General features: G+C 74.9%; 20 protein-coding genes. 8 read left to right on the top strand and 12 right to left on the bottom strand.

What is annotated here, in order from left to right; genetic code table 11:
- Positions 1-3: 3 nt before the first annotated feature.
- The 3 genes from GA0070620_RS11120 to GA0070620_RS11110 form a co-directional block, all read right to left on the bottom strand.
- Entirely contained in the window at positions 4-1296 is a 1293-nt protein-coding gene (locus GA0070620_RS11120) for a cation:proton antiporter domain-containing protein (protein ID WP_091589791.1), read from the bottom strand.
- A 153-nt stretch (positions 1297-1449) separates the two neighbouring features.
- Positions 1450-2127, bottom strand: coding sequence for an HAD family hydrolase (locus tag GA0070620_RS11115; RefSeq protein WP_091589790.1), 678 nt, complete (start codon positions 2125-2127; stop codon positions 1450-1452).
- Positions 2128-2157: 30 nt separating this feature from the next.
- Positions 2158-4281: an ATP-binding SpoIIE family protein phosphatase gene (locus GA0070620_RS11110; protein ID WP_091589789.1), complete on the bottom strand. Its 2124-nt coding sequence runs from the start codon at positions 4279-4281 to the stop codon at positions 2158-2160.
- A gap of 234 nt (positions 4282-4515) precedes the next feature.
- Between GA0070620_RS11110 and GA0070620_RS11105 the strand changes: the two genes are divergently transcribed.
- Positions 4516-4962 carry a hypothetical protein gene (locus GA0070620_RS11105; protein WP_091589788.1) on the top strand — a complete coding sequence of 149 codons (447 nt, stop codon included), beginning with the start codon at positions 4516-4518 and terminating at the stop codon, positions 4960-4962.
- A 55-nt stretch (positions 4963-5017) separates the two neighbouring features.
- Here GA0070620_RS11105 and GA0070620_RS11100 read toward each other — a convergent pair whose 3' ends face one another.
- Positions 5018-5230, bottom strand: a complete 213-nt coding sequence (locus GA0070620_RS11100; RefSeq protein WP_091589787.1) for a hypothetical protein — start codon at positions 5228-5230, stop codon at positions 5018-5020.
- A 154-nt stretch (positions 5231-5384) separates the two neighbouring features.
- Between GA0070620_RS11100 and GA0070620_RS11095 the strand changes: the two genes are divergently transcribed.
- Positions 5385-6647 (top strand): MFS transporter, encoded by a 1263-nt coding sequence (locus GA0070620_RS11095; RefSeq protein WP_091589786.1) that lies wholly within the window; start codon positions 5385-5387, stop codon positions 6645-6647.
- A gap of 108 nt (positions 6648-6755) precedes the next feature.
- On the opposite strand, the gene GA0070620_RS11090 is transcribed toward GA0070620_RS11095, so the two are convergent.
- The 4 genes from GA0070620_RS11090 to GA0070620_RS11075 all read right to left on the bottom strand — a co-directional run bounded on the left by GA0070620_RS11090 (position 6756) and on the right by GA0070620_RS11075 (position 9076).
- The gene (locus GA0070620_RS11090) at positions 6756-7016 is read right to left on the bottom strand and encodes a hypothetical protein (protein ID WP_091589785.1); all 261 of its coding nucleotides are present in this window, start codon (positions 7014-7016) and stop codon (positions 6756-6758) included.
- A gap of 106 nt (positions 7017-7122) precedes the next feature.
- Entirely contained in the window at positions 7123-7584 is a 462-nt protein-coding gene (locus GA0070620_RS11085; protein WP_091589784.1) for an SRPBCC family protein, read from the bottom strand.
- A 52-nt stretch (positions 7585-7636) separates the two neighbouring features.
- Positions 7637-8053, bottom strand: a complete 417-nt coding sequence (locus GA0070620_RS11080; protein ID WP_091589783.1) for a DUF2795 domain-containing protein — start codon at positions 8051-8053, stop codon at positions 7637-7639.
- A gap of 45 nt (positions 8054-8098) precedes the next feature.
- Positions 8099-9076 (bottom strand): YihY/virulence factor BrkB family protein, encoded by a 978-nt coding sequence (locus GA0070620_RS11075; protein WP_091598525.1) that lies wholly within the window; start codon positions 9074-9076, stop codon positions 8099-8101.
- Positions 9077-9240: 164 nt separating this feature from the next.
- Here GA0070620_RS11075 and GA0070620_RS11070 point away from each other — a divergent pair, with 164 nt between their 5' ends.
- A complete protein-coding gene (locus GA0070620_RS11070) occupies positions 9241-9642 on the top strand; it encodes a ChaB family protein (RefSeq protein ID WP_091598522.1) in 402 nt (133 codons plus the stop codon).
- 57 nt (positions 9643-9699) lie between these two features.
- On the opposite strand, the gene GA0070620_RS11065 is transcribed toward GA0070620_RS11070, so the two are convergent.
- Positions 9700-11133 carry an aldehyde dehydrogenase family protein gene (locus GA0070620_RS11065; protein WP_091589782.1) on the bottom strand — a complete coding sequence of 478 codons (1434 nt, stop codon included), beginning with the start codon at positions 11131-11133 and terminating at the stop codon, positions 9700-9702.
- 72 nt (positions 11134-11205) lie between these two features.
- Between GA0070620_RS11065 and GA0070620_RS11060 the strand changes: the two genes are divergently transcribed.
- A complete protein-coding gene (locus GA0070620_RS11060; RefSeq protein WP_091589781.1) occupies positions 11206-12819 on the top strand; it encodes a phytoene desaturase family protein in 1614 nt (537 codons plus the stop codon).
- 30 nt (positions 12820-12849) lie between these two features.
- On the opposite strand, the gene GA0070620_RS11055 is transcribed toward GA0070620_RS11060, so the two are convergent.
- The 3 genes from GA0070620_RS11055 to GA0070620_RS11045 all read right to left on the bottom strand — a co-directional run bounded on the left by GA0070620_RS11055 (position 12850) and on the right by GA0070620_RS11045 (position 15189).
- Positions 12850-13617: a polyprenol monophosphomannose synthase gene (locus GA0070620_RS11055; protein WP_091589780.1), complete on the bottom strand. Its 768-nt coding sequence runs from the start codon at positions 13615-13617 to the stop codon at positions 12850-12852.
- 139 nt (positions 13618-13756) lie between these two features.
- On the bottom strand, positions 13757-14758 hold the full coding sequence (locus GA0070620_RS11050) for an SDR family oxidoreductase (protein ID WP_091589779.1): 1002 nt from the start codon (positions 14756-14758) through the stop codon (positions 13757-13759).
- Positions 14755-15189, bottom strand: coding sequence for an SRPBCC family protein (locus tag GA0070620_RS11045; protein ID WP_331713230.1), 435 nt, complete (start codon positions 15187-15189; stop codon positions 14755-14757). Before GA0070620_RS11045 ends, GA0070620_RS11050 begins: the two co-directional genes overlap by 4 nt.
- 188 nt (positions 15190-15377) lie before the next feature.
- Here GA0070620_RS11045 and GA0070620_RS11040 point away from each other — a divergent pair, with 188 nt between their 5' ends.
- From GA0070620_RS11040 to GA0070620_RS11025, 4 genes are read left to right on the top strand one after another with little or no spacing between them, the layout of a single operon-like run.
- Positions 15378-17171 (top strand): HAD-IIIA family hydrolase, encoded by a 1794-nt coding sequence (locus GA0070620_RS11040; protein ID WP_377520222.1) that lies wholly within the window; start codon positions 15378-15380, stop codon positions 17169-17171.
- Positions 17168-18145: a glycosyltransferase gene (locus GA0070620_RS11035; RefSeq protein ID WP_091589776.1), complete on the top strand. Its 978-nt coding sequence runs from the start codon at positions 17168-17170 to the stop codon at positions 18143-18145. The genes GA0070620_RS11040 and GA0070620_RS11035 overlap by 4 nt, the downstream gene beginning before the upstream one ends.
- A complete protein-coding gene (locus GA0070620_RS11030; protein WP_091589775.1) occupies positions 18130-19347 on the top strand; it encodes a glycosyltransferase in 1218 nt (405 codons plus the stop codon). The genes GA0070620_RS11035 and GA0070620_RS11030 overlap by 16 nt, the downstream gene beginning before the upstream one ends.
- The gene (locus GA0070620_RS11025) at positions 19344-20045 is read left to right on the top strand and encodes a D-sedoheptulose-7-phosphate isomerase (protein WP_377520224.1); all 702 of its coding nucleotides are present in this window, start codon (positions 19344-19346) and stop codon (positions 20043-20045) included. The genes GA0070620_RS11030 and GA0070620_RS11025 overlap by 4 nt, the downstream gene beginning before the upstream one ends.
- Positions 20046-20049 lie beyond the last annotated feature (4 nt).

Raw genomic sequence — 20049 nt, 5'->3', positions numbered from 1 at the left:
CGGTCAGCCCGGCGCGGCGGCCACCGCTCGCTCGTCGGCGGCTCCGTCGTCGCGGGCGCCGGTGCGTTCGCCGGCCCGGTCCAGCAACTGCATCACCGGGGTCGCGGCGATGCCGTGCACCACCACCGACACGACCACCACCAGCCCGACGGTCGCCCACAGCAGTTCGGCCTGGGGGAAGTCCGCCTCGGCGGTGGCGTACGCCAGGTAGTAGAACGAGCCGACGCCGCGGATGCCGAACAGGGCGATCACCCAGTGCTCGGCGGGCCGGCCGGGAGCGCCGCGCAGCGACAGCCAGCCCAGCAGCGGCCGGAGCACGAAGACCAGGGCCAGCCCGACCGCCGCCGCCGGCCAGGTCAACGGACCGAGCAGGCCGCCCACCACGGCACCGCCGAGGAGCAGGAGCAGCAGGACGGTGAGCAGCCGCTCGACCTGCTCGGCGAAGTCGTGCAGCACCGAGTGGAACTCGTGGGTCCGTTCGGCGGCCCGGATCGCCCGGGCGGCCACGAAGACCGCCAGGAAGCCGTAGCCGCCGGCCACCTCCACCAGCCCGTACGCCAGGAAGGTGGCGGCCAGCGCGAGGAAGCCCTCCGCGTGGCGGGCGAGCCGCAGTTGGCTCGGCGCCCGAAAGAAGAGCTTGCCGAGCAGCCAGCCGACGAGCAGGCCGCCACCGACCCCGATGCCGACCTTCCACACCAGATCCACCGTGAACCAGTGGGCCAACCAGTCACCCGGGGCGAGGCTCGTGGTCGCGATGGCGATGGCCGCGTAGACGAACGGGAACGCCAGCCCGTCGTTGAGCCCGGCCTCGGAGGTGAGCGCGAAGCGGACCTCGTCCTCCGAGTCCTCCACATCGGTCGGTTCACCGACCTGCACGTCGGAGGCGAGCACCGGGTCGGTCGGGGCGAGCGCGCTGCCGAGCAGCAGCGCGGCGGCCGGCACCAGACCCGCCCACCACCAGCCCAGCAGGGCCACGGCGGCGATGCAGAGCGGCATCGCGATGGCGAGCAGCCGCCAGGTCGACGACCACCGGGCCCAGCTCAGCGGTCGGTCGATCTTGAGCCCGGCGCCCATCAGGGCGACGATCACCCCGATCTCGGTCAGGTGGGTGGTCAGCTCGGGATGGGCCAGCGGATCCGGCACCGGCAGGCCGGTGGGCAGGAGGAACACCACCATGCCGAGGCCGAGGAACGCGATCGGCATGGAGAGCGGCCGCCGTTCCAGCACCCGGGGGAGTATGCCGGCGAGCAGAGCACCGACTCCCACCACCGCGAACGCCACATCCACCGGTTCCACCGCACCACCCTCCGGACGCGCCCGCGACCCGCGGGCAGGTGGTGACGACCTTGCCCCGGGAGCCCTCGGCCCATGCACGGCCGGCGCCGGCAATCCGGACGGGCCTCCGGTGCGCGGGTCGTGACCGCCGGCGGTTCGGCCCGGCCGGTCGGGTCACCTCGGTCGCGTCAGTGGCGAGTCGTCCAGCGTCTCCAGCAGCGCCGCCGGGTCGTCGTAGACCGCCACCGCGCCCGCCCCCGCCAACTCGCCCCGGCTGGTGCCGCCGCAGGTGAGCCCGACGCACGGGATGTCCAGCTTCCCCGCGGCGGCGACGTCCCAGACCGAGTCGCCCACGAACACCACCCGCTCGGCGGCCAGCCCGGACTGGTCCAGCGCGGCGACCAGGATGTCCGGGGCGGGCTTGCTCTCCTCGGCGTCCGCCGAGGAGGTGACCTCGGCGATGACGTCGTCCGCGTCCAGCGCCCGGCGCAGCGCCGTCACCTCGTGCTCGGCCGCCGACGTGGCGAGCACCACCCGCAGCCCTCGCTCGGCGCAGGCCCGCAGCAGGTCGGCGGCGCCGGGCAGCGGCGTCAACCGCTCCCAGTACTCCGCGTAGAGCGTGTCGTGCGCGTCGCGCAGTTTGCCGTCGGCGTCGCGATCGCGCTCCGGCCCGAGCAGGTGGTCGAGCAGCTTGTCGGAGCCCATCCCGATGGCGCGGTGCACGGTCGCCATCGGCACCGGCCGGTCGGTCTGGCGCAGCGCCTCCCACCAGCTCACGGTGTGCAGGTAGGTCGTGTCGACCAGCGTGCCGTCGACGTCGAACAGGACCCCGGCGGGATTCTCGGTAGGCATGGGTCTCCTCCTACCCGGGGCGGGCGGGGCTCAGTCGGCCGGAAGGAGAATCTCGAACCACACGGTCGAGCCGCGGACCGTCGGGTCGGTGCCCCAGGCGTCGCTCAGCTCCTCGATCAGGCCCAACCCGCGACCCCGGCTGCTCAACGTGTCGGTCTGCGCGCGGGTGACCGTGCCCCGGGTGCCCGAGTCGGCCACCGAGACCAGGAGCCGCTCCGCGCTCAGGTCGATCTCCACGCGGGCGGCCGTGCCGGCGTGCAGCAGCGCGTTGGTGGTCAGCTCGCTGGTGCAGAGCACGGCGGCGCCGATCACCGACTCCGGCACCCGCCACTCGCCGAGCTGCGCGGTCATCCAGTGCCGCACCCGGCTCGGGGCGGTCGGCTCGGCCGGCACCTCCATGCTCGCCGAGCGGCTCGGCTTCAACGCGTGCTCCACGGCGAGCACGGCCACGTCGTCCTCGGTGGTGCCGGACACCGCCGCGGTGGCCACCGCGCACAACGCCCGCGGGTCACCGCTGCCCGCGTCGGCGACCGCGTCGGCGAGCGCGTCCAGGCCGGCGGTGAGGCTCTGCCGCCGCCGCTCCACGACCCCGTCGCTGAACAGGAGCAGGGTGTCGCCCGGCGCGAACCGCACCGTGCCGGTCGCCGGGCGGGAACCGAGACCCAGCGGGGCGCCGGCCGGCAGCTCGACGAACTCGGCGTACGGGCGGTCGTCGGGGGTGCAGCGGCGGATCAGCGGGGCGGGGTGGCCCGCGCTGGCCAGGGTGAGTTCCTGGCGTTCCGCGTCGACCACACCGAAGACCACGGTCACGAACAGCTCGTGCGTGCCGCCCTCCGCGCCGAGGCTGGTGACCAGCCGGTCCAGCCCGGCGAGCACGGAGTCGGGGCGCGGATCGGTCAGCGCCAGCGCGCGCAGCGCGGCACGGACCTGCCCCATCCGGGCGGCCGCCTGCACGTCGTGCCCGGCCACGTCGCCGAGCACGATGCCGAGCTGGCCGGTGGGCAGCAGGAACGCGTCGTAGAAGTCACCGCCGGCCGCGTTGCCGTCGACACCCGGGTCGTAGCGGGCGGCGATCCGCAGCAGCGGCAGGTCGGGCAGGTGCTCCGGCAGCATGCTGCGCTGCAACAGCTGGGCGGTGCCGTGCTGCGTCTCGAACCGCCGGGCCCGCTCCGCCGCCTGCCCGATCAGCTCGGCCGACGCCGCGAGCAGCGCGCGCTCGGCCGCCGACCACAGGTGCGGGGTCTGGTGACCGACCGACAGCCCACCGCGTACGACCGTGGCGCGCAGCGGCACCGCGGCCAGCGCGGCGATCTTCTGGTCGTGCCGGTCGGCGGCCGCGTCGCGCAGCGGCTGGCCGGCGCCGGCGAACACCGGCTCGCCCGTCGCCGAGGCCCGCACCAACGGGTCCGGCCAGGTGGCCGGGGTGCGTCGCCACAGCGGGGGCAGCCGCTCGTCCGCCTCGTCCATCAGTTCGCCCCGGACCCGGCGGACCATCCGCCACCCGCCGCCGCCCTCGTCGACGGCGAAGGCCACCCGGTCGGCGTCGAAGGCGGCGAGGGCGTGCCGCAGCGCGACCCGGGCGACGTCGTCCAGGGTGAGGGTGCCGGCCAGCGCCGCGGCCACCTCGCTGAGGCTCTGCAGCTGCTGGGTGACGTGTGTGGTCTCGGCGGCGACCGTGAGCACGCCGACGATCTCCCCGGCGCTGTCCCGCACGGGGGAGTAGCCGAGGGTGAACACCGCCTGCTCGGCGCCGCGGCCGCGGACCAGCGGAAGCGCGCTGTCGCGCTCCAGGAACGTCCCGCCGTCGCGGTAGACCCGCTGGACCGCCTCACCGACCCCGGGCAGGCGCCACAGCTCCGGGAAGACCTCGGCGGCCGGTCGTCCCACGGCGGTGGGGTGCTTGTCGCCGATCAGCTCGGCGTAGCCGTCGTTGTAGAGCAGGACGAGGTCGTCGCCGTGGGCGAGGGCCATCGGCACGGGTGAGGCGAGGATCAGGTCGACGACCGCGCGTACCGCCGGGTCCCACTCCTGGCGGGCGCCGAGCGGGGTGCGGGCCCAGTCGTGGCCGAGGACGACACCCGCCGCGCCGGCCCCGGCGGGGGCCCCGGACACCGGGACTGGTGGCGTGGGCACTCGCCCGACCGTTCCTGGCATGCCCGCAGCCTAGCCCGAGCGTGCCCCGACTGTTTCCGATCATGTGCGGTGCGTCGCGGCGGAGCCGGCGACGGGAACACCGGACCGGGAACCGCCGGACCCGGTTGAACGGCACACGCAGGGGGAACGAGGCTAGCCGACCCGCTGCCCGGTCGCCCGCACCCGACCCGTGGGGACCAGTGGGAACGACCGGAAAACGCCCGTACGGGCACGGCAGCCGCCAGGGAGGCACGGATGACCCGCCAGGACGGACCCGACGAGCGGCACCGCCGACCGGCCGGGGTCAGCGACGAGACCGTGGCCGCCCTCGGCAAGCTGAGCGAGGCGCTGGAGTGCGTGGAGCGGGTCCGTGGCCACCTCTACTCACTGCACCAACTGGTCGGGCACGCCGACCTGATGCTGGACGACGCGGTGGAGATGTTCCGCGCCGCCGGCCACCCCGAGATCGCCGAGCGGATCTCCACCGAGTTGCTCGGGCGCAACGTCATCGCCGGCCGGTGGACGTTCCAGATCGTCGAGGACTTCGACGACGGCTACTACGCGCTCTTCCGCGAGCTGGACCGCGATGCCCGTGACCGGTTGGTCGACGGCCGGCGCCACCTCTACGAGGCGGAGATGAAGGAGCGGCGGCGGACGCGCGGCCGGCCGGGGCACGAGGCGCGCCCGGGTGCCGCCGGCTGACCACCGAAGGGCCGGCCGTCGGTCGTCCGGGTGGGCGGCCGGCCGGAAACCGCCGTCAGTCGCCGGGGCGGGCGTTCGCCGGCCGGCGGCGGGCCGCGTCGTCGGCGATGATCACCGTGGCGACCATCAACGCGACGCAGAGGCTGAACAGCCACGAGCCGTCGGAGACGAGCCAGGCGGAGACGGGTGCCTGGAGCGCGGCCAGCAGGAAGCCGAGCCACGCGAGACGGCGCTGACGGACGGAGAGGATGCCGGAGCCCTGGTGCATCCGAAAAGTCTTACGCGGCTGGGCCTGATTGCCGTCCCCCGTTCGGCCGATTCTGGATGAGCTGTCCGTTTTCTCGCCCTTACGGACAGCGTTTCTTGTCGCGACGGTCCACCCGACGGGTGACGCACCCGCGGCGCGGCGGAAGATGTGCGCCGTGTCCACCACCCCCACCGCACCCCGCGCCTCGCTGCTCCTGCTGGCCTACCTCGCGTTCGTCAGCCTCGGCCTGCCGGACGGCCTGATCGGCGTCGGCTGGCCCTCCATCCGGGCCGACTTCGGCGTGCCGACGGAGGCGGTCGGCCTGGTGCTCACCGCCGGCACGGCCGGCTATCTCACGTCCAGCGTCCTGGCCGGGTTCACGCTGGCCCGGCTCGGCGTGGGCTGGCTGCTGGCCGGAAGCACTTTGCTGGCCAGCCTGGCGCTGACCGGCTACTCGGTCAGCCCCGGCCTGGTCCTGATGGTGGGGTGCGCGCTGGTGCTCGGGCTCGGCTCCGGCGCGATCGACTCCGGCCTCAACGCGTACGCCGCCGGCGCCTTCGGACCCCGACACATGAACTGGATGCACGCCTTCTTCGGGCTCGGCGTGGCGATCGGGCCGCTCATCATGACCGGGGTCCTCAGCGCGGGCCTCGCCTGGCGCTGGGGCTACGGCATCGTCGCCGCCGCGCAGCTCGCCCTCGCCGCCGCCTTCGCGCTCACCGTGCGGGCCTGGCGTCGCCAGCCCGCCCGCGCCGGCACGGCGGCCGCCCCGACCGTGGTCGCCGACGCCGTCTCCGGGCCTGCCGGGGGCACACACGAGGGCCCGGCCGTCCCGGTCCCGGTGCGGGAGACGCTGCGGCTGCCGGCGGTGTGGGTGGGCGCGCTCGCGTTCATGGTGTACGTCGCCATCGAGGTGACCACGGGCCTGTGGGCGTTCCTGCTGCTCACCGTGGGACGAGGGGTGTCGGCGGGGACGGCGGGCCTGTGCGTCTCGGCGTACTGGGGGAGCCTCTTCGTGGGTCGGGTGGTGCAGGGCATCGTGGCCGAACGCCTGGGTGCCGACCGGGTGCTCCGGAGCAGCCTGCTCGGCATGGCGGCCGGCGCGGCGCTGATCGCGGTGCCCGGTCCGGCGTGGGTGGCGGTGCTCGGCCTCGTCGTGGTCGGGTTCGCCGCCGCGCCGGTGTTCCCGCTGCTGACCCTGACCACCGCCGATCGGGTCGGTGCCACGCACGCCGACCGGGCCATCGGGTTGCAGATCGGCACCGCCGGGCTCGGCGCGGCGCTCGTCCCGGCCGGGGTCGGCGTGCTGCTCGAGGCCGCCTCGGTGCAGGCGCTCGGGTCGGCGCTGCTCGTGCTCGCCGTGCTGCTGATCGCGCTGCACGTCGCCGGCACCCGCCGATCGGGCCCGGATGGCACGCCCGCCGCGCTCGCCCGCTAGCCGGACCCCCGGCCGGTCGAGGCGACCCGGCCGAGTCACGCGGAGGGCGGCCGGACGCGCTCGCGCGCCCGGCCGCCCCGCGGTCGGTTCCTCCGGGGCCGTCGGAGGTCAGCCGGTGTCCGGGCCGGTGCGGCCGGTGGTCGACGGGCGGTAGGCCCGGTCCGGGTCGGTCGGCTCCCGGCCGGCGCCGGCCGCCTGGCCGCCCCGGTCCGCCGCCTCCGGCCCGTGGCCGAACGCCGACTCCTCACCCGCGTCGTTGCCGGTGACGTCGTCGGCCTGCCCGTCGAGCGTCGAACGTGCGACGGCCCGATCCAGCTCCTCCAGTGGGAGGCGTTCCTCGTCCCGCCACACCCTGTCGTCGTCCGTCATACCTTCGCGGTACCCCCGTGCCGAGATCGCAAACGGCGGTCCCGGCACGGCGACGGCCGCCGGGGATCCGGCGGCCGTCGAAGGTTTCTGAACCCGGGGGCGGGTGTCACGGTTGCGGGCGGTCGACCTTGCCGCGCCAGGCGCCGGTCTCCTGGCCCCGCCGCTCGATGAACTGCTTGAAGCGCTCCAGGTCGCCCTTCGCCCGGCGGTCCACGATGCCGAGCTTGTCGCCGGCCTGCTCGACCACGCCGTGCGGCTCGAACTCGAGCTGCAGGGTCACCCGGGTGTTGCTCTCGTCGAGGCGGTGGAACGTCACCACGCCGGCCTGCTGGGTCCCGCCGGTGGACCGCCAGGCGACCCGCTCGTCGGGAAGCTGCTCGGTGATCTCGGCGTCGAACTCGCGCTTCACCCCGGCGATCTCGACGGTCCAGTGGGTCATCGTGTCCGACAGCTGACGGACCTCGTTCACGCCCTCCATGAAGTGCGGGAACTCCTCGAACTGGGTCCACTGGTCGTACGCGGTCCGTACCGGGACGGAGACGTCCACGTGTTCGGTCACGCCACTCATCAGGCATCCTCCTTCGCGCCGGCGCCGGTCGGGGCGGTGGCCCCGGCCCGGGTCACCAGCGAGTCGTCTCGTTCTTGTTGCCGAGCGCGGCCCAGACCTCGGACACCGTCTGGTACCGGGTGCCGTCGGGCAGCCGCTCCAGGTCGGCGATGATGTCGTCGGGCGCCTCGTTCTCCCGCGCGTTCGCGATCAACGTCTCGCGGTCACCGGGCAGCGCGGTCATCGTGATGAACCGCCCGAACCGGCTGCGCCGCTCGACGTCCTGCGAACTCATCCCCTTCGGCGCCCCGCTGCGCAGCTCGCCGGCCGGTGCCGTGGTGGCCTCCGGCTGGTCCTCGCCCGCCGGCTCCGGTACGCGGGACTCGTCGACCCGTGAGCCGCCGGTGCCGGGCCCCTGGACGAGGCCGCTCACCTCCTGGCTCATCTGCTCGTCGATCCGCGGTCCGTGCTTGCTGTTGCCACGCTCCATGCCTTCTGCGCTACCCGACGGCACCGGCGGTAAACCGGCAAGCGGTCACGAACCGGCCGGAGACTTCGGGGGAAGGACCGGGTCGTCGGACGCCTCGCCGGCCTGCAACCGCCGGCCGCGCTGCAGTTCGGCGTTGATCTGCACGCCCAGCATGAGGGCGGAGTTGGACAGGTAGAGCCAGACCAGGAAGGCGATGACGGCGCCGAGACTGCCGTACGTCGCGTCGTACGAGCCGAAGTTGGCGACGTACAGGCTGAACCCGAAGGACGCGAGCGCCCAGGCGGCGAGCGCGACCGCGCCACCGGGGGTGAGCCAGCGGAACCGGGGTTGGCGCACGTTCGGGGCGATCCAGAACAGCAGCGACAGCAGCATCATCATCACCAGGGCCAGCACCGGCCACTTCGCGACGCTCCACATGGTGCGGGCCAGCCCGCCCGCGTTGACGAGGTCACCCACGGCGTCCGCCACCGGCCCGCTGATGATCAGGCCGGTGGCGACCACCGCCAGCAGCAGCAACGTGATGCCGGCCAGCCCGATCTGCAACGGCCGCAGCTTCCACACCGGGCGCCCCTCGGTCACCCCGTAGACGGCGTTGGAGGCGCGGGTGAACGCGCCGATGAAGCCGGACGCGGACCACAGCGCGCCGAGCAGACCGAAGCTCAGCAGCACCTTCGCCGAGCTCTCCTGGTCGACGACGTCGCGCACCACGCTGACGAACCCGTCATTGCCGACCACCGAGCCGGCGCCGACCTGCCGGGCCAGGTCCAGCACCGTGTCGACGGTGCGCTCGCCGTCGGACACCAGCCCCACGAGGGAGACCACCACGATGGCGGACGGGAAGAGCGCGAGCACCCCGTAGTAGGTGAGGGCGGCGGCCCAGTCGGCGCAGTTGTCCGAGACGAAGTTGCGGGCGCTGCGGACCAGCACCCCGCGCCAGGTGCGCCAACTGAGCTGGCGTACCCGCCGGGGAAGGTGTGGGCGGCCCCGCCCCGTCAGGGCCGCCGCGGGATCCGTCGTCGTCATGTCCCGCTCCCTGTGCCCCGGGTCACCGGACGGCCCGATCCGCCCGGTCTGCACCTGATCCGCGCGGTACCCGACGGGAGAAATCGACAAACCCCAGCAGCCGGTTTGCGGCGCCCGCCCGGGGGAACGGTCAAGTGAAGCCCATCGACGCGGAGGAGGACGAGATGCCCGGGCGTGAGGTACTGCCGAGCACGCTGCGACGCTCCCCGGACAAGGCGCAGCGCACGTGGGAGAAGACGCACGACTCGGCGGTCGAGACGTACGGCGAGGGGGAGCGGGCGCACCGGACCGCCTTCGCCGCCGTGAAGCACGAGTTCGAGAAGGTGGGCGACCACTGGGAGTCGAAGGGACGCAAGGGCCCCAGCGACCGGCAGGCGGCCGGCGGGGGTCCGGCGCGGCGGGCACCCACCGCCGGTGGTGTGGACGCGAACGCGACGAAGGACCACCTGATGAAGGTCGCCCGCAAGCTGGACGTCCCGGGCCGGTCCCGGATGAACAAGCCGGAGCTGGTCAAGGCGATCCAGAAGGCGAACAACCGGCAGACCGCGAAGGCGCGGGGCCGCTGATCCCCACCCCCGTACGGAGGGTGGTCGTCCTCGCCGGCGGCCACCCTCCGTACGTGCTCACCAGTGCCCGCCCCCCGGCGCCTCGATGTGCACGGCCTTCACTGCGCTGAACTCGTCCAGCAGCTCCGGGCCGTATCCGAAGCCCTGACCGCTGCCGCCACGCGGATGCGCGGCGCCGCCCGGTGCGCCGCCGAACACCGCGTTGACCTTCACGGTGCCGACCGGCAGCTCCCGCCAGGCCCGCTGCGCGTGGCTCATCGACCCGGTCAGCACCGTCGCGGCGAGCCCGTAGGGGGAGTCGGCCGCGCAGCGCAGCGCCTCGCTGAACGAGTCGACCACCACCACCGGCGCGACCGGACCGAACGTCTCCTCGCGGACCAGGGGCATGTCGTGCCGGCAGTCGGTGACCACGGTCGCCGGGTAGAACGACCCCGGCCCGTCCGGTAGCGTGCCGCCGGTGCGGATCCGCGCCCCCTGGGCCACCGCGGCGGTCACCTGACCGTGCACGTGGTCCCGGTGCCGGCGGTCGACCAGCGGCCCCAGCTCGGTGGCCGGGTCACGGCCGGGGCCGGTCCGGAGCGCGTCGGCCCGCTCGACGAGCGCGGCCACGAAGTCCTCGGCCACGTCCCGGTGCGCGTAGACGCGCTCCACCGCGACGCAGATCTGCCCGGCGTTCGCGAACGCGCCCAGCGCCGCCTCCCGCGCCGCCCACACCGGATCCACGTCGGCGTCCACGATCAGCGGGTCGCTGCCGCCGTTCTCCAGCAGCACCTTCGCGCCGGTGCGCGCGGTGGCGGCGGCGATCGCCCGGCCGGTCGCGGTGGAGCCGACGTGGGCCACCACGTCCACCGGCTGCGCCGCCAGCGCCGCGCCGGTCTCCGCGCCGCCGGTCAGCAGCGTCAACACCCCGGCCGGCAGCGCCTCGTCCAACGCCTTCGCCAGCAGCCAGCCGGTGGCCGGCGTACGCTCGCTCGGCTTGTAGACCACCACGTTGCCGGTGACCAGGGCCGCGCCGAGCAGCCCGCAGGAGACCGCCACCGGGTCGTTCCACGGGGTGATCGCGGCGACCACGCCCCGCGGCTGCGGCGCCATGAAGTCCACCGCGTGGTGGCCGCCGTGCAGGGTGCGCCCGCCGCGCAGCGGAGCGAGTTCCGCGTACTGTCGCAGGGTGCCGATGCCCGCCTCGACGCCGCCGCGCGCGTCCGCCAACGGCTTGCCCATCTCGGCCGTGACCGCCGCGGCCAGGTCCTCCGTCACCGCCTCCACGGCGTCCGCGGCGCGACGCAGCGCCGCGGCCCGCTCCGCCGGGGCGGTGCTCGCCCACTCGGGGGCGATCTCGCGGGCCGCCTCCACCGCCTTGCCGACCACGTCGGCCGACGCGATCGGCGCGGACGTCACCGGGGTGCCGTCGGCCGGGTCGTGCACGACCAGTTCACCCTCCGCGCCGCCCGCGCCCCACACCCCGCCGATCAGCTGCGCAACCGTGTACATGCGGGCCTGGATGCCCGGGCCGTGGCAGGGCAAACGCGTTTCGCCGGGTTGCGCGCCGGGTAGGCGGATCCGATGATTCCCAGCGACGCGGAGAGCGCGGGAAGCGCGGACGCTCTCGTCGTCGGCGCCGGGCACAACGGCCTGGTGGCCGCCAACCTCCTCGCCGACGCCGGCTGGGACGTGACGGTGCTGGAGGCGACGGGCGCGCCCGGCGGGGCGGTCCGGTCGGCCGAGGTGACCGCGCCCGGCTACCTGAGCGACCTCTACAGCTCGTTCTACCCCCTCGGCTACGCCTCGCCGGTGCTGCGCGGGCTCGACCTCGACCGGTACGGCCTGTCCTGGCGGCACGCCCCGGACGTCCTGGCCCACCTGCTGCCCGACGGTCGGGCCGCGGTGCTCAACCGAGATCCCGAGGTCACCGCGGCGTCGATGGAGGCGTTCGCGCCCGGCGACGGCGAGCGCTGGCTGCACGCGTACCGGGACTGGACCGAGGTCGCCGAGCCGATGCTGGACACGATCCTGGCGCCGTTCCCGCCGGTGCGGGGTGGGCTCACGCTGCTGCGCCGACTGCGGGTGTCCGGCGCGTTGCGGCTCGCCCGGCGGCTCGTGGTGCCGATCCGCAAGCTCGGGGCGGAACTGTTCGACGGTGAGGGCGGGCCGGTGCTGTTGGCCGGCTGCGCGCTGCACACCGACCTGTCGCCGGAGGAGGCCGGTTCCGGGGTGTACGGCTGGCTGCTGGCGATGCTCGGGCAGCAGGTCGGCTGGCCGGTGCCGGACGGCGGCGCCCAGAAGATCACCGACGCCCTGGTGGCCCGGCTGACCGAACGCGGTGGACGCATCCTCTACGGCGCCCCCGTCGACCGGGTGCTCACCGCGCGGGGACGGGCCATGGGGGTACGCACGGTCGGCGGCGCGCTCTGGCGGGCCCGGCGGGCCGTGCTCGCCGACGTGCCGGCGCCGGCCCTCTACCTCGACCTGGTCGGCGCCGCGGCGTTGCCCCCGCGCCTCGTCGAGGACCTGGCGCACTTCCGCTGGGACGGCTCGACCCTGAAGGTGGACTGGGCCCTCTCCGCGCCCGTGCCGTGGACCAACCGGGCGGTCGCGACCGCCGGCACCGTGCACCTGGGCGCGGACCTCGACGGCCTGACCACCTACTCCGCGGAGCTGGCCCGGCACGAGCTGCCCCGGCGTCCGTTCCTGCTGGTGGGGCAGATGACGGTGGCCGACCCGAGCCACTCCCCGCCGGGCACGGAGTCGCTCTGGTCGTACACGCACCTGCCGTTCCGTCGGCACTGGCGCGCGGAGGAGATCACCGCGCACGTCGACCGGATGGAGCAGGTGCTCGAGGAGGCGGCACCCGGTTTCCGCGACCTGATCGTCGGCCGGCACGTCGCCGGCCCCGCCGACCTGGAGAAGGGCGACCCGAGTCTGGTCGGCGGGGCGCTGGGCGGCGGCACCGCGGCCGCGTACCAGCAGCTGTTCCTGCGCCCGATCCCCGGCCTGGGCCGGGCCGACACCCCGGTGGACCGGCTCTACCTGGCCAGCGCCTCCGCGCATCCGGGCGGCGGCGTGCACGGCGCTCCCGGTGCGAACGCCGCCCGCGCGGCCCTGGCCCGCGACCGTGCCCTCACCGGTGGCCTGTACGCCGCCGGGATCGGCGCCGCCCACCGCGCCATCTACCGCTGACGGGTGGCGCGGACGGGCCGCGAGGGTGGGTCAGCGCTCCAGGTTGCGGTGCTTGCTGCGCAGCTTGAACGGCATCAGCGCGCTCTCGATCTTCGTCGCCGTGGTCATCTTCGAGAGGCCGTCCCGCCGCTCCTCGAAGCGGATCGGCACCTCCAGGATCGTGTGCCCGAGCTTGGTGGCGAGATAGTGCATCTCCACCTGGAAGCTGTAGCCGTTGGACTGCACCCGGTGCAGGCCGATGTCGCGCAGCGCGTCCGCGCGCCAGATCTTGAAGCCGGCGGTGAGGTCGCGGATCCGCACCCGCAGCAGGGTGTGCACGTAGAGGTTCGCCCAGCCGCTGAGCGCGCGGCGGTAGAGCGGCCAGTTCTCGTCCAGCTCGCCGCCGGGCACGTACCGGGAGCCGATCACCACGCCCGCCTGGGTCGACAGCAGCGCCCCGAGCATGCCCGGCAGCGCCTCCGGCGGGTGGGACAGGTCGGCGTCCATCTGGGCCACGTAGTCGGCGCCGCCGTCGAGGGCCCGGGTGATCCCGTCCACGTACGCGCGACCGAGGCCCTCCTTGCCCGCCCGGTGCACGACCTCGACCCGGTTGGGGTGCTCGATCGCCAGCTTGTCCGCCACCTCGCCGGTGCCGTCGGGGGAGTTGTCGTCGGCGACGAGGATCTTCAGACCCGGCAGCGGCAGGGCGAGGAGCCGCTCGACCAGCACCGGGAGGTTCCCAGCCTCGTTGTAGGTGGGCACCACGACGGTCAGTCGGGCGTCCCGCCACGGGGCGGGCAGCTGCACGGGTTCGATCATGGCGGACATCCTCGGTTTGCGGACAGGGATTCACTGAGAGCGTAGCCAGTCGCGGTGTAGGTTCCGTAAAGGCTCCCCGTCCGGACGATTGCGCACCCCCGCCCGGCTGATCTCACGCGCTCCGCCCCGGTCGTACGCCTCAGCGGCGGTGGCGGGTCACACCGGCGAGGGCGAGCGCGAGCGCGGCCAGGGCGGCCCCGGAGAGGACCGGTTTGTGGGTGCCCACCCAGAGCGCCGCGGACCGCGTCCGCGCCCGGTCGGTGAAGATCCCGTCGGCGCCCCGATCCGCCTCGTCGTCGCGCGGCCGGTCGAGGTTGTCCCGCCAGGCGGCCGGGTCGACCGGGGTCTCGGTCTGCTGGCTGTCGTAGCCGTCGCGGGCCAGCTTGCGGTCGAGCAGGCCGGGCACCAGCATGTCCCCGAGCCGGGCCCGCCAGGTCGGCCCGCCCACGTTCAGCTCCCGCGTCCCGTGGTCGGCGGCCCAGAGCACGGCCCGGGCGGCCAGCTCCGGCGCGAAGATCGGGGGCACCGGCTGCGGGTGGCGGGGCAGCCGGGTCCGCACCCAGGAGAACTGCGGCGTGTTGATGGCGGGCAACTGCACCATCGAGAGCCGCACACCCGGACAGTCGTGCAGCAGTTCGGCGCGCAGCGAGTCGTTGAAGCCCTGGACGGCGTGTTTGGTCGCGCAGTACGCCGACTGCAGGGGGATGCCCCGGTAGGCCAGCGCGGACCCCACCTGCACGATCGCGCCGCGCCCGTGCGCCCGCATGTGCCGCAGGGCGGCCAGCGTGCCGTGCACGGTCCCCAGGTAGTTGACCTCGGTCACCCGGCGGAACTCGACGGCGGGGATCTCCCACGCCGGGGCGAACACCGAGACCATCGCGTTGTTGACCCAGACGTCGAGCCCGTCCCAGTGGTGCACGACGTCGTCGGCGGCCTGCTGCACCGCGCCGGCGTCGGCGACGTCGACCTGGTAGGTGCGCACGTCGGTGGCGCCGCGCTCGTGGCAGTCCCGCTCGGCCGCGGCCAGGCCGGCCGCGCCGCGCGCGATCAGCGCCACCCGGGCCCCGCGGGCCGCGTACGCCCGGGCGACGGCGCGACCCACCCCGGCGCTGGCGCCGGTGACCACCACGGACCGGGTCACCGCTGGTCCTCCCGACGGGTGGCGATGTCCGACAGCCGGGCGAGCGTCTCCCGGTTGCGCAGGTGCAGCACCAGGTCGTTGAGTTTGGTACGCACCCAGCGCAGTGGTCCGGCGGCGAAGTCCTCGCCGATCCGCACCCGGGTCGCGTTCGGGTTCCCGTCCACCGGGTCGAGCGTGAAGGTCACGATCGCCTCGCCGGCGGGCCACAGCCCGGCCCGCAGCACCATCCGGTGCGGCGGCTCGCAGAGCAGCACCGTCGAGGCGTCCTGCAGGGAGAACGGCCACGGTCCGGCCCGGTGGTGCAGTTGGCTGCCGACCTTCGGCCAGTCGTCGTCGACGTTGCGCACGTGGACCGTGCCGACCACCCAGTCGCTGTACGTCCACCCGTCGGCGAGCACGTCGAAGACCTGCTGCGGGGGTGCGTCGATCACTTTCTCCACAATCGCCACTGCCTCTCCGTACCCCCGACCTGACCGGGGCTAACGGCGGTGGCGGGTTAGCTTCTCCGGGGCGACGGGTAAGGCCTGCGCGGGCGGCCGTGCGGGCCGCGGTGCGCGCGGTCGCGTCTGCCGCGTCGGGGATGACGTTTACTCCCCGGGGCGCCGGGAACCCGCCGGCCGTGCGACAGGACCAGGTGAAGCCGGATCAGCGCAGGTCAGCCGGGGTTTTTGCCGGTGCTGACCGGGCCGGGTCCGGGCCCGTCCTGTTCGAAGCGGTCCTGCTGGACCGGGACGGCACGCTGGTGGAGGACGTGCCGTACAACGGCGATCCGGAGAAGGTGCGACCGGTCGCGGGCGCGCGGGCGGCGCTGGACCGGTTGCGGGCGGCCGGGTTGCGGCTGGGCGTGGTGTCGAACCAGTCGGGCCTGGCCCGTGGCTACTTCTCGGTGCGGCAGATGCGGGCGGTGCACGCCCGGATCGAGGAGTTGTTGGGGCCGTTCGACACGTGGCGGGTGTGCCCGCACGACGACGCCGCCGGGTGCGGCTGTCGGAAACCGGCCCCGGGTCTGGTGCACGCCGCGGCGGCGGATCTGGGGACGGTGGCGTCGCGGTGCGTGCTGGTGGGCGACATCGGCCGGGACGTGGGCGCGGCGCTGGCGGCGGGTGCGGCGGGCGTGCTGGTGCCGACGCCGGTGACGCGGGCGGAGGAGGTGGCCGCCGCGCCGTGGGTGGCGGCGGACCTGCCGGGCGCGGTGGCGGAGATCCTGCGCCGGCAGGCCGCGATCGTGCCGGTGTCCGCGCCGTGGCCGCAGCCGTCGGCCCGCCCCGTCCGGCGGGGCCGGCGCGGTGGGACGGTCCTGGTGGTGCGGTCGGACTCGGCCGGGGACGTGCTGGTGACCGGGCCGGCGATCCGCGCCGTGGCGCACTCCGCGGACCGGGTGGTGCTGCTGTGCGGCCCGCGGGGGCAGGCGGCGGCGGAGCTGCTGCCGGGGGTCGACGAGGTCGTCGCGCACCCGTTGCCGTGGATCGACCCGGATCCCGGGCCGGTGGACGCCGACGGGATGCGGGCGTTGACGGCCCGGCTGGCGGCGGTGGGCGCGGACGAGGCGCTGGTGTTCACCTCGTTCCACCAGTCGCCGCTGCCGTTGGCGTTGCTGCTGCGGATGGCCGGGGTGCCGCGGATCGCGGCGATCAGCGACGACTATCCGGGCAGCCTGCTGGACGTACGGCACCGGGTGCCGCCCGGCGTGCCCGAGCCGGAGCGCGCGCTGTCCCTGGCCGCCGCCGCCGGGCACGGCCTGGCGCCCGGTGACCAGCCCACCCTCCGCCTGGCCGCCGGGGTGGGGCCGCCGCCGGTGCGGCTCGGCGCGTCGGGTTACGTCGTGCTGCATCCCGGCTCGGCGGCGTCGAGCCGGGCGATCCCGGCCGATGTGGCCGTCGGGATAGCCCGGGCGCTGGGGGAGGCCGGGCACCGCGTCGTGGTGACCGGCGGCCCGGACGAGCGGGACCTGACGGCCGAGGTGGCCGCCGCGGCCGGCGGCGTCGACCTGGGTGGCCGCACCGGACTCGCCGACCTGGCCGGGGTCGTCGCGCGGGCGGGGGCGGTGGTGGTCGGCAACACCGGGCCCGCGCACCTGGCCGCCGCGTACGGGGTTCCGGTCGTGAGCCTCTTCGCCCCGACCGTCCCGTTCGGACAGTGGGGCCCCTACCGGGTGCCCACCGTACGCCTCGGCGACGCGGCCGCCCCGTGCCGTGACACCCGTGCCGCCACCTGCCCGGTTCCCGGGCACCCCTGCCTCGCCGGCATCGACCCGGAGGAGGTGGTCGAGGCCCTGCGGTCGCTCGGCGTACCGGCCGCGACGGCCACCGTCGCGCCCGCACCGACGGAGTACGCCGCGCCCACCGCGACGGTCCACGGGACCACCACGGCCGGCGCGGTGGCCGTGCCCGTGACCGGCGGGAGCGGCCGATGAACCTCCTGCTGTGGCACGTGCACGGCTCGTGGACCACGGCCTTCGTGCACGGCCGGCACCGCTACCTGATCCCGGTCACCCCCGACCGGGGTCCCTACGGCCTCGGTCGCGCCCGCACCTACCCGTGGCCGGACAGCGCCGTCGAGGTCACCCCGGAGGAGCTGGCGCGAAGCCAGGTCGACGCGGTCATCCTGCAACGCCCCGAGGAGATCGACCTCGTCGAGGAGTGGCTCGGCCGCCGGCCCGGCCGGGACCTGCCCGCCGTCTACGTCGAACACAACACCCCGAAGGACGGCGACGTCCCGAACAGCCGCCACCCCATGGCCGACCGGGACGACCTGCTCGTCGCCCACGTCACCGGCTTCAACCAGCTGATCTGGGACACCGGCGCCACCCGTACCACCGTCGTCGACCACGGCATCGTCGCCCCCGCCGTCGAGTACACCGGCGAGCTCGACCGCCTCGCCGTCGTCATCAACGAACCCGTCCGCCGGTGGCGGGTCACCGGCACCGACCTGCTGCCCCGGTTCGCCGAGATCGCCCCCCTCGACGTCTACGGCATGAAGGTCGCCGGCCTCGCCGACGCCCTCGGGCTCCCACCGGACCGCGTCACCAGCCACGACGACATCCCGCAGGCCGCCATGCACACCGAGCTGGCGCGGCGGCGAGCGTACCTGCACCTGTGCCGCTGGACCTCCCTCGGCCTCAGCCTCATCGAGGCCATGTCCATGGGCATGCCCGTGATCGCCCTCGCCACCACCGAGGCGGCGATGGCCGTCCCGCCGGACGCCGGTGCCATCGCCACCCGCGTCGACACGCTGGTCGACGCCGCCCGACGGTTCATGGACGAACCCGAACTCGCGCGCCGGGCCGGTGCGGTGGGGCGGACCGCCGCCCGCGACCGGTACGGCCTCGACCGTTTCCTCACCGACTGGGACCGGCTGCTGGAGGAGGAAGTATGCGCATCGCGATGATCTCGGAGCACGCCAGCCCGCTCGCCATCCTCGGCGGTGAGGACGCCGGCGGCCAGAACACCCACGTCGCGGAGCTGTCCGCCGCGCTCGCCGCCGCCGGGCACGACGTCCGCGTCTACACCCGACGGGACGCCGTGGACCTGCCGGTGACGGTCCGCGCCCCGGACGGGTACGACGTCGTGCACGTGCCGGCCGGCCCGGCGGAGCCGGTGGCGAAGGACGCGCTGCTGCCGCACATGAAGGAGTTCAGCAACTGGCTGGTGGATCGCTGGCGGGGCGGCGACTGGGTGCCCGAGGTGATCCACGCGCACTTCTGGATGAGCGGCCTCGCGGCGCTCGCCGCCAGCCGCCAGACCGCGGTGCCGGTGGTGCAGACGTACCACGCGCTCGGCACCGTGAAGCGGCGCTACCAGGGTGTGCAGGACACCAGCCCGGCGCGGCGGATCGCGTACGAGCGGGAGCTGGGCCGCTCGGTCGACCGGGTGGTCGCCCAGTGCCAGGACGAGGTGGGGGAACTGGTCCGGATGGGCGTGCCCCGCACCCGGATGACCGTCGTCCCCTCCGGCGTCAACCTCGGCACCTTCGCCCCGCTCGGCCCGGCCGAGGAACGGGAGCCCGGCCGGGCCCGGATCCTGACCGTCGGCCGGCTGGTGGAACGCAAGGGCTTCCAGACGGTGATCCGGGCCATGGCCCTGGTCCCCGACGCCGAGTGCGTCATCGTCGGCGGCCCACCGGCCGGGCTGCTGGAGACCGACCCGTACGCGCGGCGGCTGCGGGCGCTCGCCGGCACCTGCGGCATCGCCGACCGGGTGCGTCTGGTCGGCGCGGTGCCCCGCGAGGAGATGGGCCGCTGGTACCGGTCGGCGGACATCCTGGTCGCCGCCCCCTGGTACGAGCCGTTCGGGCTCACCCCGCTGGAGGCGATGGCGTGCGGTGTGCCGGTGATCGGCACCGCGGTCGGCGGCCTGAAGGACACCGTGGTCGAGGGCGTCACCGGCGACCTCGTCCCGGCCCGCGACCCACGCGCCCTCGGCGGCGCGATCCAGGCGCTGCTCGACGACCGGATCCGGCGTTTCGCGTACGCCACCGCGGCGCAGGAGCGGGCGCGGATGCGCTACTCCTGGGCGGCGACCGCCGAGCGGCTCGCGGAGGTCTACGGCGAGGTGGCCGCGGTGCGTCGGCCCACCCGGGTGGTGGCGTGATGGCGGAGGGCTCGCTGCTCGACACCCACCTGGCGAACCTGGCGGCGGCCCTGCTGCCCTACCGCGACTGCGAGCGGACGCTGGCCCGGTGGGGTGCGACCCTGGCCCACCGGCTGGCCGGCGGCGGGCGGCTGCTGGTCGCGGGGAACGGTGGCAGCGCCGCCGAGGCCCAGCACCTCACCGCCGAACTCGTCGGCAAGCTCCGGGACGACCGGCAGCCCCTGTCCGCCATCGCCCTGCACGCCGAGACCTCCGCCATGACCGCGATCGGCAACGACTACGGCTACGACGAGGTCTTCGCCCGCCAGGTCCGCGCCCACGGCCGCGACGGCGACATCGTCCTGCTGCTGTCCACCAGCGGCACCAGCCCCAACCTGCTCACCGCCGCCCGCGCCGCCCGCGAGACCGGCCTGACCAGTTGGGCGTTCACCGGGCCCGCACCCAACCCGCTCGCCGACGCCTGCGACGAGGCGTTGGCGATCGCCTCGCCGGACAGCCAGGTCGTGCAGGAACTCCACCTGGTCTCCAGCCACGTGCTCTGCGAGTACGTGGACCAGGCGCTGCCCGCCGCGCTGGCCGCGTCGGTCGGCGCGGTCGGGCCCCCGGTCGAGGCGACCGGGCGCACCGGCGGTGTGCGCGCCGGTGTGGAGGTGGTGCTGGACGGCGGCACCGGGCCGGCGGCGAAGGCGCGAGGATGAGGAG

Origin of the sequence: Micromonospora krabiensis, from assembly GCF_900091425.1 — a bacterium.
Lineage (GTDB): Bacteria > Actinomycetota > Actinomycetes > Mycobacteriales > Micromonosporaceae > Micromonospora > Micromonospora krabiensis.
The sequence above is the reverse complement of the archived record's forward strand: the minus strand, read 5'-3'. Positions and strand labels throughout refer to the sequence as shown.

Bases quoted from the DNA above. Each gene is read 5' to 3' on its own strand.
- GA0070620_RS11105 (WP_091589788.1), top strand. From the start codon at position 4,516: ATGACCCGCCAGGACGGACCCGACGAGCGGCACCGCCGACCGGCCGGG.
- GA0070620_RS11100 (WP_091589787.1), bottom strand. From the start codon at position 5,230: ATGCACCAGGGCTCCGGCATCCTCTCCGTCCGTCAGCGCCGTCTCGCG.
- GA0070620_RS11085 (WP_091589784.1), bottom strand. From the start codon at position 7,584: ATGAGTGGCGTGACCGAACACGTGGACGTCTCCGTCCCGGTACGGACC.
- GA0070620_RS11075 (WP_091598525.1), bottom strand. From the start codon at position 9,076: ATGACGACGACGGATCCCGCGGCGGCCCTGACGGGGCGGGGCCGCCCA.
- GA0070620_RS11115 (WP_091589790.1), bottom strand. From the start codon at position 2,127: ATGCCTACCGAGAATCCCGCCGGGGTCCTGTTCGACGTCGACGGCACG.
- GA0070620_RS11080 (WP_091589783.1), bottom strand. From the start codon at position 8,053: ATGGAGCGTGGCAACAGCAAGCACGGACCGCGGATCGACGAGCAGATG.
- GA0070620_RS11055 (WP_091589780.1), bottom strand. From the start codon at position 13,617: ATGATCGAACCCGTGCAGCTGCCCGCCCCGTGGCGGGACGCCCGACTG.
- GA0070620_RS11035 (WP_091589776.1), top strand. From the start codon at position 17,168: ATGAACCTCCTGCTGTGGCACGTGCACGGCTCGTGGACCACGGCCTTC.
- GA0070620_RS11060 (WP_091589781.1), top strand. From the start codon at position 11,206: ATGATTCCCAGCGACGCGGAGAGCGCGGGAAGCGCGGACGCTCTCGTC.
- GA0070620_RS11070 (WP_091598522.1), top strand. From the start codon at position 9,241: ATGCCCGGGCGTGAGGTACTGCCGAGCACGCTGCGACGCTCCCCGGAC.
- GA0070620_RS11090 (WP_091589785.1), bottom strand. From the start codon at position 7,016: ATGACGGACGACGACAGGGTGTGGCGGGACGAGGAACGCCTCCCACTG.
- GA0070620_RS11065 (WP_091589782.1), bottom strand. From the start codon at position 11,133: ATGTACACGGTTGCGCAGCTGATCGGCGGGGTGTGGGGCGCGGGCGGC.
- GA0070620_RS11110 (WP_091589789.1), bottom strand. From the start codon at position 4,281: ATGCCAGGAACGGTCGGGCGAGTGCCCACGCCACCAGTCCCGGTGTCC.
- GA0070620_RS11030 (WP_091589775.1), top strand. From the start codon at position 18,130: ATGCGCATCGCGATGATCTCGGAGCACGCCAGCCCGCTCGCCATCCTC.